General features: G+C 49.6%; 11 protein-coding genes. 6 read left to right on the top strand and 5 right to left on the bottom strand.

Annotated features, from left to right (window positions below; all coding sequences use genetic code 11):
• Positions 1-14: 14 nt before the first annotated feature.
• Positions 15-2930, bottom strand: coding sequence for a TonB-dependent receptor domain-containing protein (locus J2Y43_RS32330; RefSeq protein ID WP_309993037.1), 2916 nt, complete (start codon positions 2928-2930; stop codon positions 15-17).
• Between the two features lie 290 nt (positions 2931-3220).
• Here J2Y43_RS32330 and J2Y43_RS32325 point away from each other — a divergent pair, with 290 nt between their 5' ends.
• On the top strand, positions 3221-4291 hold the full coding sequence (locus tag J2Y43_RS32325; protein ID WP_106599102.1) for a sensor histidine kinase: 1071 nt from the start codon (positions 3221-3223) through the stop codon (positions 4289-4291).
• A gap of 2 nt (positions 4292-4293) precedes the next feature.
• Positions 4294-5025: a LytTR family DNA-binding domain-containing protein gene (locus J2Y43_RS32320; RefSeq protein ID WP_223408287.1), complete on the top strand. Its 732-nt coding sequence runs from the start codon at positions 4294-4296 to the stop codon at positions 5023-5025.
• A 60-nt stretch (positions 5026-5085) separates the two neighbouring features.
• Here the strand turns inward: J2Y43_RS32320 and uvrA are convergent, their stop codons facing one another.
• Entirely contained in the window at positions 5086-7938 is a 2853-nt protein-coding gene (gene uvrA, locus J2Y43_RS32315) for an excinuclease ABC subunit UvrA (protein ID WP_309993041.1), read from the bottom strand.
• A 315-nt stretch (positions 7939-8253) separates the two neighbouring features.
• On the opposite strand from uvrA, the gene J2Y43_RS32310 reads away from it, so the two are divergent.
• The 3 genes from J2Y43_RS32310 to J2Y43_RS32300 all read left to right on the top strand — a co-directional run bounded on the left by J2Y43_RS32310 (position 8254) and on the right by J2Y43_RS32300 (position 13587).
• Positions 8254-11511 carry a TonB-dependent receptor gene (locus tag J2Y43_RS32310; RefSeq protein WP_309993043.1) on the top strand — a complete coding sequence of 1086 codons (3258 nt, stop codon included), beginning with the start codon at positions 8254-8256 and terminating at the stop codon, positions 11509-11511.
• Between the two features lie 35 nt (positions 11512-11546).
• On the top strand, positions 11547-13310 hold the full coding sequence (locus tag J2Y43_RS32305) for a RagB/SusD family nutrient uptake outer membrane protein (protein ID WP_309993045.1): 1764 nt from the start codon (positions 11547-11549) through the stop codon (positions 13308-13310).
• Between the two features lie 112 nt (positions 13311-13422).
• The gene (locus tag J2Y43_RS32300) at positions 13423-13587 is read left to right on the top strand and encodes a hypothetical protein (RefSeq protein ID WP_170118904.1); all 165 of its coding nucleotides are present in this window, start codon (positions 13423-13425) and stop codon (positions 13585-13587) included.
• Here J2Y43_RS32300 and J2Y43_RS32295 read toward each other — a convergent pair.
• The 3 genes from J2Y43_RS32295 to J2Y43_RS32285 all read right to left on the bottom strand — a co-directional run bounded on the left by J2Y43_RS32295 (position 13584) and on the right by J2Y43_RS32285 (position 16013).
• Positions 13584-14099, bottom strand: a complete 516-nt coding sequence (locus J2Y43_RS32295) for a YigZ family protein (RefSeq protein WP_309993241.1) — start codon at positions 14097-14099, stop codon at positions 13584-13586. The genes J2Y43_RS32300 and J2Y43_RS32295 overlap by 4 nt on opposite strands.
• A gap of 82 nt (positions 14100-14181) precedes the next feature.
• Positions 14182-15369, bottom strand: coding sequence for an MFS transporter (locus J2Y43_RS32290; protein WP_309993047.1), 1188 nt, complete (start codon positions 15367-15369; stop codon positions 14182-14184).
• A 167-nt stretch (positions 15370-15536) separates the two neighbouring features.
• The gene (locus tag J2Y43_RS32285) at positions 15537-16013 is read right to left on the bottom strand and encodes a DUF6934 family protein (protein ID WP_309993050.1); all 477 of its coding nucleotides are present in this window, start codon (positions 16011-16013) and stop codon (positions 15537-15539) included.
• Between the two features lie 112 nt (positions 16014-16125).
• Between J2Y43_RS32285 and corA the strand changes: the two genes are divergently transcribed.
• Complete coding sequence (corA, locus tag J2Y43_RS32280; RefSeq protein ID WP_309993052.1) at positions 16126-17070, top strand: magnesium/cobalt transporter CorA; 945 nt, start codon at positions 16126-16128, stop codon at positions 17068-17070.
• The last annotated feature ends 309 nt before the right edge of the window (positions 17071-17379 follow it).

Raw genomic sequence — 17379 nt, 5'->3', positions numbered from 1 at the left:
CTTATAGAAATCTGTTAATCTTTCTTGGTAGAATCAGCCGGCGTAGCTGGTTTCGCTGGCAATGCAGTAGAATCCGCCGGAATTGCCGGGCGGGCAGTGCTGTCAGGCTTCACCGTGCTGCTGTCGGGACGTACGCGGGTTGAATCCGGTTTGAATTGTGTCGAATCCGGGCGTGCTCCCGGCTGTCCGGGGCGACCCTGAAATCCCCCCTGGCGTGCCGGACGAGCTGTGCTGTCCGCTGTTGTGCCGGGAGTTGCCACTCCGGGAGCCACAGCCCCTGACGGACGACCTCCCGGTGCACCTGCACCGCGACCACCCGCCGCTGGTGTAACTGCCGGTGTTGGGGCACCTCCTTGCGCTCCGCCGCCGCCACCGGTGTCCATATTACCGCCGCCATCAGATTTCTGGTCGTCGTTGTTGACGGACTTTCTTCTGCGGGTTTTCTGCTCCACGAAAGTCATTTTACCAAAACGGTAAGAGAAGTTTACGCGGAAACCACGGTTATACAAGAAGTTGGTATTGTTCTGGGTAAATGTCTTCGATTCCAGGCTCGTCTTCATTTTGAACGAAGGCGCGAGGAAATTCTCCATTCCGAAGCCGATGCTTCCGCGCTTGTTCTTGAAATCTTTGCGTACACCGAAATCGTACATCCTGAAACCGGCCTGTGTTCCCTGCAACTGCACATCACGTCCACGCATGAATCCGCCCGCTTGCAAACCCCAGCCGTTTTTGATATTCAAGCTGGTACGGAAACGGCCGCTCAACACGAAACCGCTGTTGGAGTTCTGCAATGCAGGATCCGGGCTGTTGTTCGACAAATCGGCATAGTAGAAGTCGAAACCTCCGCCCAGTTGCCATCTTTTAAAGAATGTCACGTTTCCGAAAATGTTCGCGCCATAGTTCTTCTTCGAACCAATGTTGCCGTACGTCGTCGTGATCACACCATCGGCGCTGGTGGTACGAATGCTCTCGATGGAGCTGTTGGTAAAACGCGCGAATGTCGAAACGTTCACATAAAGCGAGTTTTTGAAGAAGCTCGTTCCTAATTCTACCTGGTCGGTAAGCTCGGGTTTCAGGTTCGGGTTACCCACGGTGATATTCTGCGGGTTAGCAGCATTCGTATTCGGGTTCAGGAACTGGATACCCGGGCGTTGCAGACGGCGGTTGTAGGCAAGTTTAATGGTTTGCCCTTTGCCGAATGTCTGCGAAAGGTTGATGCTCGGCACGAGGTTACCATAAGCAGGCAGTTTCAAATCCCCGCCCTCGCCTTGCTGCGCGTCGATGCTCGTGTACTCGTAACGCGTACCTGCTTTCACCGTAAAACGGCTTTTGGTAGTGTAAGTATAGGATAAATATCCGGCAGCCACGTTCTGATCGTAGTTCAGATTGCTGGCTGGCTGCGGCTGTCCAAGGCTGCCATTAGAATAATAATCATAGTTACTCACAACCTGGCGGAAAATACCTTTACCACCAACTTCCAGCATCTGGTTATCCTTGATCGGCGTCTGGTAATCGACCTGAACGGTGCTTTCCTGGTTGTGGCTGCTGTTGTTGTTACCTGTCGAACCTAGTAAATCCTTCAATTGCGCATTACTCAGCGAATACACATCTGCGTCGTAATCGTTCGTGCGGTTATTGCGGCTGTATTGAGTCGAAATGCTCAATTCCTGGCCCGCTTTGGCCAATGTCTTCATATAATCGACATTCACATCCCAGGTACCTGAAAGGTCCTTGCTGTTTACATCGCGGAAGCTCGTGCGGGTGGTGTCGTTGACAGTGTTATAAGTGTAAAGTTCCTGATCGATTTTGCTATTACGCATTCCATAACGCACGCCTGCAGACAAAGAAGTTTTCGCATCGATCTCCCAGTCCCAGCCGAAGTTATACGACCCGAACGCCATTTTGTTTTTGGAATCACTGGTCTGAAGCGTTCTGAAGTTACTCTGTTTCCCGGTCTGGGTGTTCTCCGATTTACCCGGCATATTGTAGTTGAACCGGCCGAAACCTCCCAGGCTGAAACCCATTTTACCCACCCGATAGTTACCACGCAAGCCGAGGTTAGAGCCGCGGTTACCGATACCTGTGTCGAGATTGAGCGTACCGCCCTGGATGGTGCTTTTCTTGGTAATGATGTTGATAATACCCGCAGAACCCTCCGCATCATAACGTGCAGAAGGGGAAGTGATCACTTCCACCGACTTAATCATATCTGCCGGAATCTGCTTCAATGCATCGGCCACGCTGGTTGCGATAATGGTCGAAGGCTTATTGTTGATCAAAACACGTACGTTGGAGCTACCACGGAGCGAGACGTTACCATCCAGGTCGACGGTCAGCATCGGCACCTTTTTCATCACGTCGGACGCATCGCCACCTTTGCTGGTAATGTCTTTTTCAGCATTGTAAACGAGCCTGTCCACTTTTTCCTCCACCATCTGCGCCATACCTACCACTTCGACTTCATTGAGCTGAACCACATCCGGCACCAGCGTGACGGTCCCCATGTTCAGTTCCGTCTTGCGATCGATCTTCACATTGTTGATCGTCTTTGTTTTATATCCAATGAAGGAAATCAGGATCTTGAAATTACCCGACGCGACTTTCGTAAGTGTAAATTCCCCTTTTTCATCGGTCGTAGTACCATCGATAGGGTTGTTGGTTTTGGTATCCACCAAAGATAATGCTGCAAATTCTACCGGTTTTTTGGATGTAGAATCCACGAGTACGCCCGTGATCTTTCCGCTGCCCTTAGGAGTGTCTTCTGCCGTTCCCGGAATGACCGTCTGCCGCTGCCTGTCGCCTCCGCGGAAATCTCCGCCGCCACCGCGAAATCCGCCGCCACCGCCTCCTCCGCCCGGAAACTGGGCGAAAGCCGTTGATGTAAGCCCTGAGAACACAGCCAGGAATGTAAGTTGTAAAACAAGTTTCATGGTTGGGGTTTTAAAAGTGTACTTTTCGAATTTCAAAATAACCAGGTAAAGTCCGGCTAAAAAAAAGGAATAGATGGATAGGATAGATGTACCGATCAAAGGGCGTTTTCAAACGATATATCCCTGGAAATGACAGAGCTCTAACAAAGTGCTCCATTAATAGATTACGACGCGCCGCCGGTCGGTATTCGGGGCACGTTGATCGATTGAAATAGGTGGTTTCGTAAATTCCCCGTAAGATTGCAGTGATGTGTTGCGTTCAAATCACATTGAAACTAACTAATTGCTAAATGGATACGCGTACTGCCCGGAAATACCCCCCGTTATTCCTCCATTTACTCGGATGGAGTTTTCTGGCCTTATTCTTGATGTGGCAACCCCTGAGCTGGCAGATCGAGTTTCCGATGAGCTTCTGGGTAAAACAGGCTGTGTTGTTCTCACTGCTGATCACGATATTTTACCTGAACTACTACATCTGGTTCCCGAAATTCCTCGCCAAAAACAAGTACTCCCGGTTTATTCTGTTCAATATCGTGTCGGTAGTCATGCTGGCGGTCATTACCGAGCAGGTAAAAATAGCGATCAACCACGGTGAGCAAATGGACCGTGCTTTTAAACTGGCCCGGGAAGCCAATGGCGACAAGAAACGCCACGACCGCCTCGATTACTTCGCATTACTCACCGCCCTGATGATCATCGGGCTCAGTACCAGCGTCGCGGCAGTCCGTACCGCGCAACTCGACAAGCAATACCGCCAGAACCTGGAAAAGGAAAAAATCAACTCCGAGCTCTCATTCCTCAAAGCGCAGATCAACCCGCATTTCTTTTTCAATACCCTGAATAACATTTATGCACTCACTGTGATTGACGTGGAGGCCGCGCGTGAGGCGTTGCACAAGCTCTCGCGTATGATGCGCTACGTGCTGTACGAAACCCAGCACGGCACGGTGTTACTGAGTCAGGAGATCGCATTTGCACAGGATTATATCCAGCTGATGCAGCTGCGCCTTACCGACAAGGTAACCGTGCACCTCGATCCGCCTAACCCGCTCCACGACGTTTCCATTGCACCTATGCTATTCCTACCCTTTATCGAAAATGCATTCAAACACGGTGTAAGTGCCGTTCAGCCCAGCCGGATCGACATTCAGATCCGCCAGGAAGGACACAAGATTTTTGTAGAAGTCAAAAATACGCTGTTCACCGACAAAAGGGCTATTCTGGATGAGAGTAACGGCATCGGTCTGGCCAATACCCAGCGCCGCCTCGACCTGCTTTATCCCGGCAAATACCAGCTGGAAGTAACCGAGAATAAGGAGGAAAAAGAGTTTGAAGTACACCTCGAACTGGAAACGGCATGAGTATCACATTGGAGTGCATCGCTGTCGACGATGAGCCCTTAGCGCTCGGACTGGTGTGCGCATTTATCGAAAAAACGCCGTTCCTGAACCTGGCCGGCAGGTATTCCAGCGCTGTGGAGGCACTGCAGGTGATAAACAGTAAGCCTATCGATGTCATTTTTCTGGATATTCAAATGCCGGACCTAACCGGCATCGAACTTGCCAGGGTCCTTGAAAAAGCCGGAAACAAGGCGCCGAGGATCATATTTACTACCGCATTCAACCAATACGCACTCGATGGTTTTCGCGTAGACGCCATTGACTATCTCCTAAAACCCTTTAACTATGAAGAGTTCCTCCGTGCCGCTTCGAAGGCGCAGGCTTACGTAGAGCTGGTTCAAAAGGCTTCGTCGGCCGGTTCTGCGGAGCCGAAGGATGAATATCTATTCCTGAAAGTGGAATATCAGCTGGTACGGATCGCCTACGACGACATTCTGTACACGGAGGGACTCAAAGATTATGTAAAAGTCCATCTCAAATCGGACCCGAAGCCCATTCTTTCACTCACGAGCCTGAAAGCATTGGAAGAAAAATTACCCGCTTCCAAGTTCATGCGCGTGCACCGGTCGTTCATTGTCAATCTGGACAAAATCAGTGCGGTAACGCGGAACACGATCCAGATCGGCGCCACCTCCATTCCGGTAAGCGACCAGTACAAGGAGGCATTCAACCAGTTTTTGAGTAAATGGATGTAAAAAAATCCCGCGTACGAATGTGTAACGCGGGATTTTTGCTTCTTTGGATTTCAAGAATCCTTATTTCAACTCTTCCTGTAAAAAATAGCCGGTAAAGCTGCCCTTCACTTTCGCCACTTTCTCAGGCGTTCCCTCGGCGATAATGCGGCCGCCCATGGCACCACCTTCGGGACCTACGTCGATAATGTAGTCGGCGACCTTGATCACGTCGAGGTTATGCTCGATGATCAGCACCGTATTACCTTTTTCAACCAGTTTATTCAGGACATTCAGCAAATGGCGGATGTCCTGGAAATGCAAACCGGTGGTAGGTTCGTCGAGAATGTACAGTGTCTTGCCGGTATCGCGCTTTGATAGCTCTTCCGACAATTTTACACGCTGCGCCTCGCCGCCGGATAATGTGGTAGCATGCTGGCCAAGGGTGATGTACCCCAAGCCTACATCATTCAAAGTCTGCACTTTACGCAGTAATCTCGGCTGGTTTTCGAAGAATTCCAATGCCGACTCTACGGTCATATCAAGCACGTCGGCAATGGATTTGCCCTTGAAACGCACTTCTAATGTCTCCCGGTTAAAGCGCTTACCCTTGCAGGTTTCGCAATTCACGTGTACATCGGGCAGAAAATCCATTTCGATTTTCTTCATCCCCGCACCTTCGCAATCCTCGCAGCGCCCGCCTTTAACATTGAATGAGAAACGACCGGGTTTATAACCGCGGATTTTCGCCTCCGGCAGTTCTGCGAAAAGCGTACGAATGTCGGTGAACAGGTTGGTATAAGTAGCCGGGTTCGAACGCGGCGTGCGGCCGATCGGCGACTGGTCCACTTCAATTACTTTATCAATATGTTCGAGCCCTTCGATGGATTTGTAAGGAAGCGGCTCCCTTCTCGACCTGTAAAAATGCTGATTAAGCAACGGAAACAGTGTTTCGTGGATCAGCGACGATTTACCGCTGCCGCTCACACCCGTTACACAGATCATCGTGCCCAGCGGGATCGAAACGGAGACATTTTTCAGGTTATGGCCTGTACATCCTTTCAACACGATGGATTCGCCCTTGCCTTTCCGGCGCTTTTTAGGCACGTCGATGGCTTCACGACCGGCCAGGTAATCGGCCGTCAGAGAGCCGTTTTGCAGGAATTTCTCCGGCGTACCGGCCCCAACTACGCTTCCGCCGTGACGTCCTGCGCCCGGACCGATGTCCAGAATGTAATCCGATGCGAGCATCATGTCCTTGTCGTGTTCTACCACGAGCACTGTATTGCCCAGGTCGCGCAGGCTTTTGAGCGAATTAATGAGCCGCACATTATCCCGCTGGTGCAGGCCAATGCTCGGTTCATCCATAATATAGAGCACGCCCGTCAGCTGGGTTCCAATCTGCGTCGCCAATCGGATACGCTGCGCTTCACCACCGGACAATGTCCGCAATGCACGGTTCAATGTCAGGTAATCCAATCCTACATCGAGCATAAAGCCGACACGTTTCCGGATTTCTTTTAAAACCTCATGTCCGATCACGCGCTGTTTTTCTTCCAGGCGGTCCTCCAATCCTACCAGCCATTCGGCCAATTCGCGAATGTCGCTGTCGGCCAGTTCGGCAATGTCTTTTTTATCTATTTTAAAATGCAACGACTCCTTCCGCAGGCGCTTGCCTTTGCATTCGGGACAGGTTTGGGTGACCATGAAATCTTTCAGCCAATCCTGAATTTTTTCGTTGCCCGATTCCTGCTGTCTTTTCAGGAAGTTGATGATCCCGTCGAACTTGGTTTCCCATTCGGTTCCCGGGTATTTTTTCGAAGGTACCGGCACTGCTTCTTCGCTGCCGTAAAGCACCAGTTTCAATGCTTCTTCGGGGAATTTTTCAAGCGGAGTGGTAAGTGTGATTTTGTATTTCTTTAATAAAACCTCCAACTGTTTGAATATCCACGCCTCGCGATACTCGCCCATCGGTGCAATGCCTCCCCGGCTAATGCTCAGCGACTTGTCGGGAATAATAGAATCTTCGGTGATCTCCTCGATAATACCCAACCCCTGGCAGGTAGGGCACCAGCCGTAAGGCGAGTTGAACGAGAATGCATTCGGTGCCGGATCGTCGTAGCTGATACCCGACTCCGGGTCCATCAGGTTTTGGGAGAAATAATGGGTGTTACCTTTCGCATCGAGCACCATTAATGCACCCTTACCCTGTTTAATGGCCGTCGCTACCGACTGGCTCATGCGGTACCTCGACTGCGGGTCTTCCTCTTCCTTCTTCGGGATCACACGGTCGATCACGATCTCGATGTCGTGGACCTTATAGCGGTCGAGCTGCATTTTGGGTGTAATGTCCTGCACTTCACCGTCGATGCGCACTTTGGTGTAACCGAGGCGGGCAATCTGCACGAAAAGCTCACGGTAATGCCCTTTCCGGCCTTTCACAGCCGGTGCCAGCAGCACGATTTTCTGCCCCAGAAACTGACTCATGAGCTGATTCACAATCTGATCCTGCGATTGCTTGATCATCCGCCGGCCCGTCACGTAGGAGTATGCCTCGCCCGCGCGTGCGTAGAGCAGGCGCAGAAAGTCGTATATCTCCGTCACCGTGCCTACTGTCGAACGCGGGTTTCGCGACGTCGTTTTCTGTTCGATGCTGATCACCGGCGAGAGGCCGCTGATCTTGTCCACATCGGGCCGTTCCATTTCGCCGATGAAGCCGCGGGCGTAGGAAGAGAAGCTCTCCATGTACCTGCGTTGTCCTTCGGCATAGATTGTATCGAATGCGAGCGACGATTTGCCGCTGCCGCTGATACCCGTCACTACCACGAGCTTGTTACGCGGGATAGCTACATCGATGTTTTTGAGATTGTGTTCGCGGGCGCCCTGTACCTCGATGAGGTCCTGCTCTGCCACTTCGAGGCCATTTAAATATTCCAAAATCTGATGATAGTTTGTGAGTTAGTCTGTTAAATGAAGTTGTAATTCTGATAACCACAAAAATACGCTTTGAGTTGCAAATTTTCTCACACGCAACCACTTGCGTATACGATTTGAAGATTGGTTTTTTCCAAGACGTCCTCCCACAATGCAAACGATTGCATAATAAGATTTTTCAAAGAAAAAATAGTTTGTAACCGTTTGTATATTAATATTAATTATAAAAATATTACCAAAAACAATGCTCAAATTTTTACCTTTAACAGTATATTGACATTTAGTAATACATTTTTAACATCATCCCCAACTCAATTTATGAACAAACATTTACTAGTCCCGCTTTTCCGGGGTGTCATGATTTTGCTGTTCGCAATAACAGCTCATCTGTCCTACGCCCAGGATCATCAGGTCAAGGGTAAAGTATCCTCCTCTACTGATGGAACCGGCATCCCCGGTGTGAACGTGCAACTGAAAGGAACGAATGTCGGTACTGTCACTGATGCCGATGGCGTTTATTCGATCGAAGCGAAAGGATCCGGCGCAATCCTGGTTTTCTCATCAATCGGTTTGATTAAAAAGGAAATACCTGTCGGAAATCAGACGACCATTGATGTGTCGATGGAAGACGATATCAAGAACCTGAGCGAAGTGGTGGTAACCGGTTACGCGGCACAGCGTAAAAAGGATATTACCGGTGCTGTAACGGTGATTAACCCCAAAGAACTCACCTCCGTTCCTACTGCGAGTGTAACGCAAATGCTGCAAGGACGGGCTTCCGGGGTGACTGTCGGAAACGACAACTCTCCCGGTGGCGGTACGATGGTCCGTATCCGCGGTTTCGGTTCGATCAACAACAACAGTCCGCTTTATGTGATCGACGGGGTACCTACTCAGGGAACGCTGAACCAGATCAACCCGAACGACATCGAGTCGATGCAGGTACTGAAAGACGCTTCCGCAGCATCCATTTACGGTGCTCGTGCAGCGAACGGGGTGGTGATCATTACTACTAAAAAAGGTAAGACCGGCGCTCCGAACATTACATTCGACTTTTACACCGGTACCCAGCGTCCCGGCAAGATGCTCGACCTGCTGAATACGAAGGAGCTGGGCCAGTACCTCTACGAAGCTGACCTTGGCGCAGGCAAAAACCCGTCGGTAACATCTCCCTCTGCTCAATACAAGTTCGATGAAAACGGTAACCAGACCGTCGCCGATTACATTTATCCAAACGTATATGGCGAGCTGCCCAGCAACTACACCTACACCAACGACATTGCCGATCCGGCCCTTGGTAAAACTGCATTCAACATCACCAAGGCGAACAAAGAGGGAACCAACTGGCAGGATGTGATCTTCGACCCGGCTTCGATTTCCAACTACCAAATAGGCGCATCCGGAGGTTCCGAGGCAGCTAAATATGCGCTTTCGGCCAACTATTTCAAGCAGAATGGTATTTTGAGATATACCAAATACAAAAGATATTCACTCCGTGCAAACACCGAGTTCAAGAAAGGTCCGGTAACTGTGGGTGAGAACTTTACATTCTCTTACGACGAAAGACAAGGGATTACCAACAACGACGAAAGTAACCCGATCATGTTCGCGATCCGCGTGCACCCGATTATCCCGGTATTCGATATTACAGGTGGTCCGAAAGCATTGGGCGGAACCAATACTTCCGACTATAACGGATTTGCAGGAAGCCGCGGCAGTAACCTCGGTAACGCTCCCAACCCGCTGGCGCGCCTCTACCGCGAGAAAGACAACCTCACAAAAGGTACGCACGCTTTTGGTAACGTATTTGCACAGGTGGACATTCTTCCGGGCTTGTACGCACGCACGAGCCTTGGTATCGAATACAACCAGTTCAACCGCTCGGAATACTTCCACCGTGATATTGAAGCCGCGGAAGCGAGAAATGCCAACAGCTTGAACGTGATCAACAACGTTGACCGTTCGTTCACCTGGTTCAACACTTTGAACTATGCCAAATCATTCGGTGTGCATAATTTCAGCGTGTTGCTCGGTACAGAAGCTGTGAAAACCTACGCAGCGGAGTTCCGCGCCAGCCGGAGTGCATTCGCATTCGACGACCTCGACTACCGCTACCTCGACGCAGGTTCGGCAGCCGGTTTGAGCAATGCAGGCCCCGGTGCAACGGAAAGTGCGCTGTTCTCGCAGTTCGGAAAGATCAACTACGCATTTAAAGAACTCCTCCTTGCCGACGTAACATTACGTCGCGACGGATCATCGCGTTTCTCGGCTGCCAACCGCTACGGTGTATTCCCTGCATTCTCGCTGGGTTTGCGTATGACGGAACTGGCATTCATGAAGCCGGTTAAGTTCGTCGACGATTTGAAACTGCGCTTTGGCTGGGGTAAAACCGGTAACCAACTCATCCCTAACGTTTATAATGCTTACACCCTGTACGCGGCCGATCCGCAGAACAACGCCTATGACATCAACGGTACCGGTACATCGATCGTAGGCGGATTTGACCTTGTTCAGTTTGGAAACTCGAATGGTAAGTGGGAAACCAACACCTCTACCAACATTGGTCTCGACGCGAGCTTGTTCAACAGCAAACTGGAAGTGGTGCTTGACGTTTACAACCGTATTACTTCCGACATGCTGACGCAGATCGCTATTCCGAGAACAGCCGGTTCCGGTACGATCCCTTATACCAACATCGGTGAAGTACGCAACCGTGGTGTAGACCTCGGCATCACTTTCCGTGACAAAAAAGGTGATTTCAACTACATGGTGGGTATCAACTTTGGTCACTACAAAAACGAAGTATTGAAATTGAACAATGACCCGAATGCGACCATTTTCGGTTTTACAACTCGTCTGCCGGCAATGTCCGCAACCAAAGCCGGGCTGCCGATCGCGAGCTACTACGGTTACTTTGTGGATGGTGTAATCAAAGATCAGGCCGAAGCTGATGCCGCTCCGAAATTCGGATCATATACGAGAGAAGGCACTTTCAAATTCCGTGACGTGAACGGCGACGGTGTGATTACTGCTGCTGACCGTACCATTATCGGTAGCCCACACCCCGACTTCAACTATGGTATCAACGTGGGTGTAGGCTGGAAATGGTTCGATCTGACATTGTTCGGCCAGGGCGTGCAAGGCAACCAGATTTTCAACTACGTAAAATACTGGACAGACTTCAACGTGTTCCAGGGCAACCGCTCCAAAACCATGCTGTACGACTCGTGGAAGAAGTCGGGCGACAACGCGAAGCTGCCGCGCCTGAACTCGGGTGATGCTACCAGCCAGCAAGTATCGTCCTACTTCCTGGAAGACGGTTCTTACTTCCGCCTGAAAAACATCCAGCTGACATTCAACCTTCCCTCAAACTGGCTGAAAAAAGCGAAACTCGGATCGGCGCAGATCTACGTTCAGGGACAGAACCTGTTTACATTCACCAAATACACAGGACTTGACCCGGATATTAACCTGAGAAGATCCGGCGAAAACAACCAGGATACCCACATGGGCGTTGACGAAGGCTCCTATCCTGTGGCCAAGTCGTTCCTCGGCGGTTTGCGTTTCAATTTCTAGTTCATCCATTGATCTTCATTATAGAGAACCATACAATGAAAAAGACATTATTAATATGCATGTTGGTCGGCCTGAGCTTCTCCTGCTCCGACGACTTCTTTGATCTGAAACCTCAGGGGCGAGCGTCGAAAGAACAGCTTAGCAATAAAAACGGTGTAAATGCGCTGCTTATCGGCACTTACTCGCTACTCGATGGCGTGGGCGCCGGTAACACAGGCCGCCAATCGACGATTTCGAATTACGTTTTCGGGGGTATCAGCAGTGACGACGCCGTAAAAGGCACCGATGCCGGTGACCAGCCCGAGCAATCGTTTATCGAACAATACAACTGGCTTTCCGACAACACCTATTTCCTTGGCAAATGGTGGCATTCCTACGACGGTGTTGCCCGTGCCAACGAGACAATCCAGATCGCAGGAAGTCCGGACGTGAAAGACATGACCGACGCCGAAAAGACACAGGTAATTGCCGAGGCACGTTTCCTCCGCGGCCATTATCACTTCGAGGCCAAGAAAATGTGGAACAACGTACCTTACATCGACGAGAAAATTTACAACGCCGGCGATCCCAACTCGACAAAAGTCCCAAATACGGAAGATATCTGGGGTAAAATAGAAGCCGACTTCCAGTTTGCAGCCGACAATCTGCCTGCCACACAGGCACAGAAAGGTCGTGCTACGAAATGGGCCGCCAAAGCATACCTTGCCAAAGCGCTTCTTTTCCAGAAAAAATGGGCCAAAGCCAAAGATTTGCTGGATGATGTTGTTAAGAATTCCGGTAAAAAACTGGTAGCGAACTACCATGACAATTACCGCACAGCCGGCAACAACAACACCGAGTCGATCATGGAAGTACAGTTTTCTGTAAACGACGGCACGAACGGTAACAATGGTAACGCCGGTGATAACCTCAACTGGCCTTATTCGGCAACTGCTCCCGGACGTGGATGCTGCGGTTTCTATCAGCCTTCACACAACCTCGTGAATGCATTCAAAACTGAGAACGGACTTCCGATGATCGGTGCTGCTGCGGACGGTTCTTTGGATACCTACAACAAAGTGGATTTGCCAAACGACGAGGGAATTGTAGCATCAGCAGCATTTACATTAGACAAAACCATTCCGGTTGATCCCCGCCTCGACTGGACTGTCGGCCGCCGCGGTGTGAACTTCCTTGACTGGGGTCCGATGCCAGGTTCGACCTGGATCCGCGACCAGGCTTATGCAGGACCGTTCACTGGTAAAAAATGGATGTACTATCTCGCAGAAGAAAACAGCACTACCCACTCGACCAGCAAGCGGAACGTGAACAACAACTACCGCCTTATTAAACTATCGCACGTGCTCTTATGGCTGGCCGAATGCGAAGTCGAACTCGGTAACCTGGCAGTGGCTCAGGATCTGGTGAACCAGATCCGTGTCCGGGCGAAAACCGGCTCCGTACAGGACGAATCTGTAACTTACAAAGTAGAGCCATATCCGGCAGGAACCTTCGCTGCAAAAGGTGCTGACTATGCTAGAAATGCGGTACGGATGGAACAACGTCTGGAATTCGCGATGGAAGGCCACCGTTTCTTCGACCTTGTACGCTGGGGCATTGCTGAAAAAGTATTGAACAAATATGCAGCGGAAGAAGCTGTACCAGGCAAAGAGCCATCCGGACGTACGTTCAACAAGCGGGGATACATGGCAGGTAAAACATTTACTCAGAAAAACCTGTACTATCCTCTGCCACAAGACGAAATCCTGAATAGCCAGAAGGACGGCAAGCCTACCTTGACACAAAATCCGGGATATTAATACCGGCATAACCCACTAACGCACCCGCAAAAGAGCCGGCCTTCGTGCCGGTTTTTTTGTGCATTGAAAAACAATGGAATACTTTTGAGGAAATATTCAAATACCTGCGATCATGAAAATCACGAACGAAACTGAATACGAAAAAGCCTCCGAACGAGCCGACGAGATATTCGATGCCAAGAAAGGGACTCCGGAAGAAAAAGAGCTGCAAGAACTCCTGAAAGCGATTAAGGAATACGAAGATGATTTTGTACGAATGCTTCGTGAAAACAACTAAACTGCCAATTCCACGGAAAGGCCTTCCACTTTTTCAGAGCGCGTCATAAACCGCTCGACGAGCGTGGAGCGCACTTCCACCTCCACGGTGCATAGCATTTCAAATGTCTGAGCACGCACCGGTAACTCCATTTCCTTCACGATCCGCATGACGTCGTTCATTTGCGGATATTGGAATGAAAGCTTGTAAACGCTGAAATAATGCCGCGTGATAACTTCGGATAAGTCCAAAGCCGCTTCGGTCGCGGTCTTGTACGCGTTGATCAGCCCCGGCACTCCGAGCAATGTGCCACCGAAATACCGCACTACCACCACCAGCACATTCGTAACATTTCTCGAATATAATGTATTGAGGATCGGCCGACCTGCTGTTCCCGACGGCTCACCGTCATCGCTCATGCGATAACTCATCCTGTCGGCACCCAGGCGGTACGCATAGCAATGGTGAACTGCTTTGGGATGCAATTCGTACAGTTCATTCAGATACGATTTGGCTTGCTCATCGTTCTCAATGGGCTAGGCATAAGCCAGAAACTTACTCCCCTTATCTTTGAAAAAGCCTTCTGCCGGTGCAGCAATGCTTTGGTAAGTATCGTCAAATAACACGGGCACGTCGCTTTTTAAACTGGTAAATAACTACTGTATACGAAAGCGCAGCCAATGCAAATGCAGCCATACAGAAAAACACCAGCGGCAGGTTCTCACGCTGGTTTTCAAACAATTCGGCAGACAAGAATGCCCCAAGGCCGATACCTGCTTCGAGAGAAATAAACATCGTCGCGATTGCACGCCCGCGATTATGGTCGCCACTCAGATCGACCGTCCAGGCTGAAAGCACCGGCGAAAGAATACCCATTGCTATCCCGAAAAACGCCGCGCCAGTCAGGAACATGAACACTGATTCGGCAAAACCGGTAATGATCATCGCGATGATCAGGACAATGCATCCCACAATCGTGACCGGCATCCGACCATGGCGATCGGATATTTTACCGGCAAAGAGACGCACCATGATGGACGATATCGTAAACATCATAAAGTACAATCCCCGGTTTTGCAAACCCAGGTAACCGCTGAAATCCGGTGTAACCGTAGCCACAGCGCCGAAACCGAAATAGCAAAGGAATGTAATGAGGGCCGGACTGAACACATCGGGTTCGAAAATATCCCGGCGGGTGATCTGAAAAGACTTCAAGCTAAGTTTTTGCTTTTCCTGCAAAGTCTCCTTCATATTCAAAAGGATCGCGATGGAAAGAAATGCCAGAAACGACGATGTATAGAAAAGGGCATTCAGAGAAAATTCCTGGCTGATCATACTCCCTATCGCCGGCCCGAACGCCGAACCGACGCTCATACACATGCCATGGATGCCCATTGCCTCCCCGCGGCGATTGATCGGTACGATATCCGCTACATAAGCTGCGGTCCCCGTCGGTTTAAAGCCTGTCGAAAAGCCGTGTACCAGCCTGAGCAACAGAAACGGCATTACCGTCGTGAAGATCGGGTACAAAAACCCACATACGAAACAGACCAGCGAACCGAAAGCCATCACGGGGACACGCCCGACGCGGTCGGTGAGCCGGCCGCTGAATGGCCTGGAAAGGCCCGCTGTCAGAGTAAACAAACCAATAATTGCCCCTTTGTATTCGGCCCCGCCCATACTTGAAAGATAGGCTGGGAGCTCGGGGATCAGCATATTGAAGCTGGATGAGAAGAGAAACGAGCTAAGGCCCAGCAACCAGAACTGCGTCGTCAATATTCCGGGAGAAGCTGTATTTTGCATCACGCAAAAATACGACACTTTCCAGAAAGAGCGGAATTTACTTATAGTATTCCGACAATGGCTTTTTTAAAGTAGCTAATACACGTTTTGCCTCTTCGACTTTACGGACAACAAATGGATCGTTCGCGTGGCTTTTCAGGTTCGGATCCACCGTTACCCTAGGTAAGTCAAGGGTATCTTCCTTTTTCGTCTTTGGTTTCATAGTCTCTATTTTTGTGAGTTATAACAAATGCCTCATAGTCAACTCCACTTTGGTAGTTAAATGGCTCCCCTTTCAATATGCCCTTAATTTCAAAAATCTCTGACCAATTCGCTTGTTCCCTGCTTAAAATTAAACGGTAAAGCCTGGTTCTGGATGGAGAACTCCCGGTAAAATAGATTCGTCTATCACGATACATGCCGAAAAAAGTCACAATAATTTGTGAAACCGTCGCCAATACTTTGTGCATGTCTCCATTATTGCTGACAACTGAATCATTCAAGCTCCCATCATCGCCTAAATCGCCGAGCGCAAGATTATACGTATTTTCATCAATTTTCACAAGCTCAATAGCCTTATGTATCGTCCGCTCTTCCGAACGACTTTCGAAATAATAGGACAAGTAATCCTCCGAAACCCTGAACGGGTAAAATTTCTCTTTCACAGTGTGCGTATTAAAGGAATACAAGTTAGCTTTAACCGTCGACCGCTCCAAGCCAATGCAGCACCGATGAACGAACGGTTAAGCATTTGGCTTTTTTTCCCAACTTTGACCCATGGTACGCATATTCTACAAGGAAGGTAAAGTCATTAAGCGCGAAAACGATATCCGTGAGTTGGGAAAGGTCCCGAACCTCGTATGGGTTGATTTGCAATCTCCGAGTGCGGAAGAAGAGGAATGGGTGGAAAACAAGTGTAATATCAGTTTTCAAACCCCTCAGGAAATCGTGGAGATCGAAAGCAGTTCGCGTTTTTTTGAGCAGAACGAGACGATTAATGCCAACTCCAACTTTCTCAAAATAGAGCGGGAAGGTTACGAAACCTATCCGGTTTCCTTCATTCTGAATCAGAATGTGCTCTTTACTTATCGTCGCGGCGATTCGAAAACATTCGCCGACACGGTCAAGAAGATGAAAGTGAGCCCGGATAGCATACAGGGCGGGGTTGATTTTATGCTCTTACTCCTCGAAACACGTATAGAGGCGGATGCCGACGCGCTGGAAGGTATTTCCAGGGATATTTCGGCGATCAGTAAGGATCTCACGCACGAGCAAAAGACACGGCAGGAAGTCCTGATCCGCATCAGCGGCTTGCAGGAGATCACCATGATGCTCCGCGAAACAAGTATTGACAAGCAACGTGTGCTCTCGGGCATTCTCCGGAGTCAGTATTTCCCGGAAGACCGAAAGGAACACCTGCGTATTATTCTGAAAGACATTAATTCTCTCCTCGAATATACCACATTCAATTTCGAACGACTCGAATACCTCCAGAACACCTTTATGGGTTTGATCAACCTCGAACAGAGCCAGGTGATCAAGATATTCACCGTGGTGACGATTATTTTCATGCCGCCAACGCTGATCGCCGGTATTTTCGGCATGAACTACCAACACATACCCTCTACCGGTGAACCGTGGGGATTCTGGCTTTCGCTGCTGCTCATGGTCTTTTCATCCCTCATCGTTCTTTGGTTTTTCAGGAGAAAAAAATGGATTTAGAAAAGAATATTTCTATGCCAGCTATTTTTTCTAATCATTATACGTTGCGGGTATAATTTTAATGTAATCTTTATTGTGGCGGGAGAATACAATAAATATTTCGCCATAGTGTTAGTATAGAAGTTATATTTCAGCACCCAGGTTGTGTGCCTGGTGCAACCAACCCTCTTCCAACCATTTCCCTAACAGCAGAGTCATAAGTTCAGGCGGCGTAGCTCCCGCAAACGCTGGCTTGATATTTGTACAAAAAATATCCGCAAGGATATGGAAATGAGCTATATAATTTCACCAAAGGAGAAGATCATGAAC

The organism is Dyadobacter sp. BE31 (assembly GCF_031457695.1).
GTDB lineage: Bacteria > Bacteroidota > Bacteroidia > Cytophagales > Spirosomataceae > Dyadobacter.
Note: the sequence above shows the minus strand (reverse complement) of the source record. Positions and strands in the feature narration are given on the sequence as shown.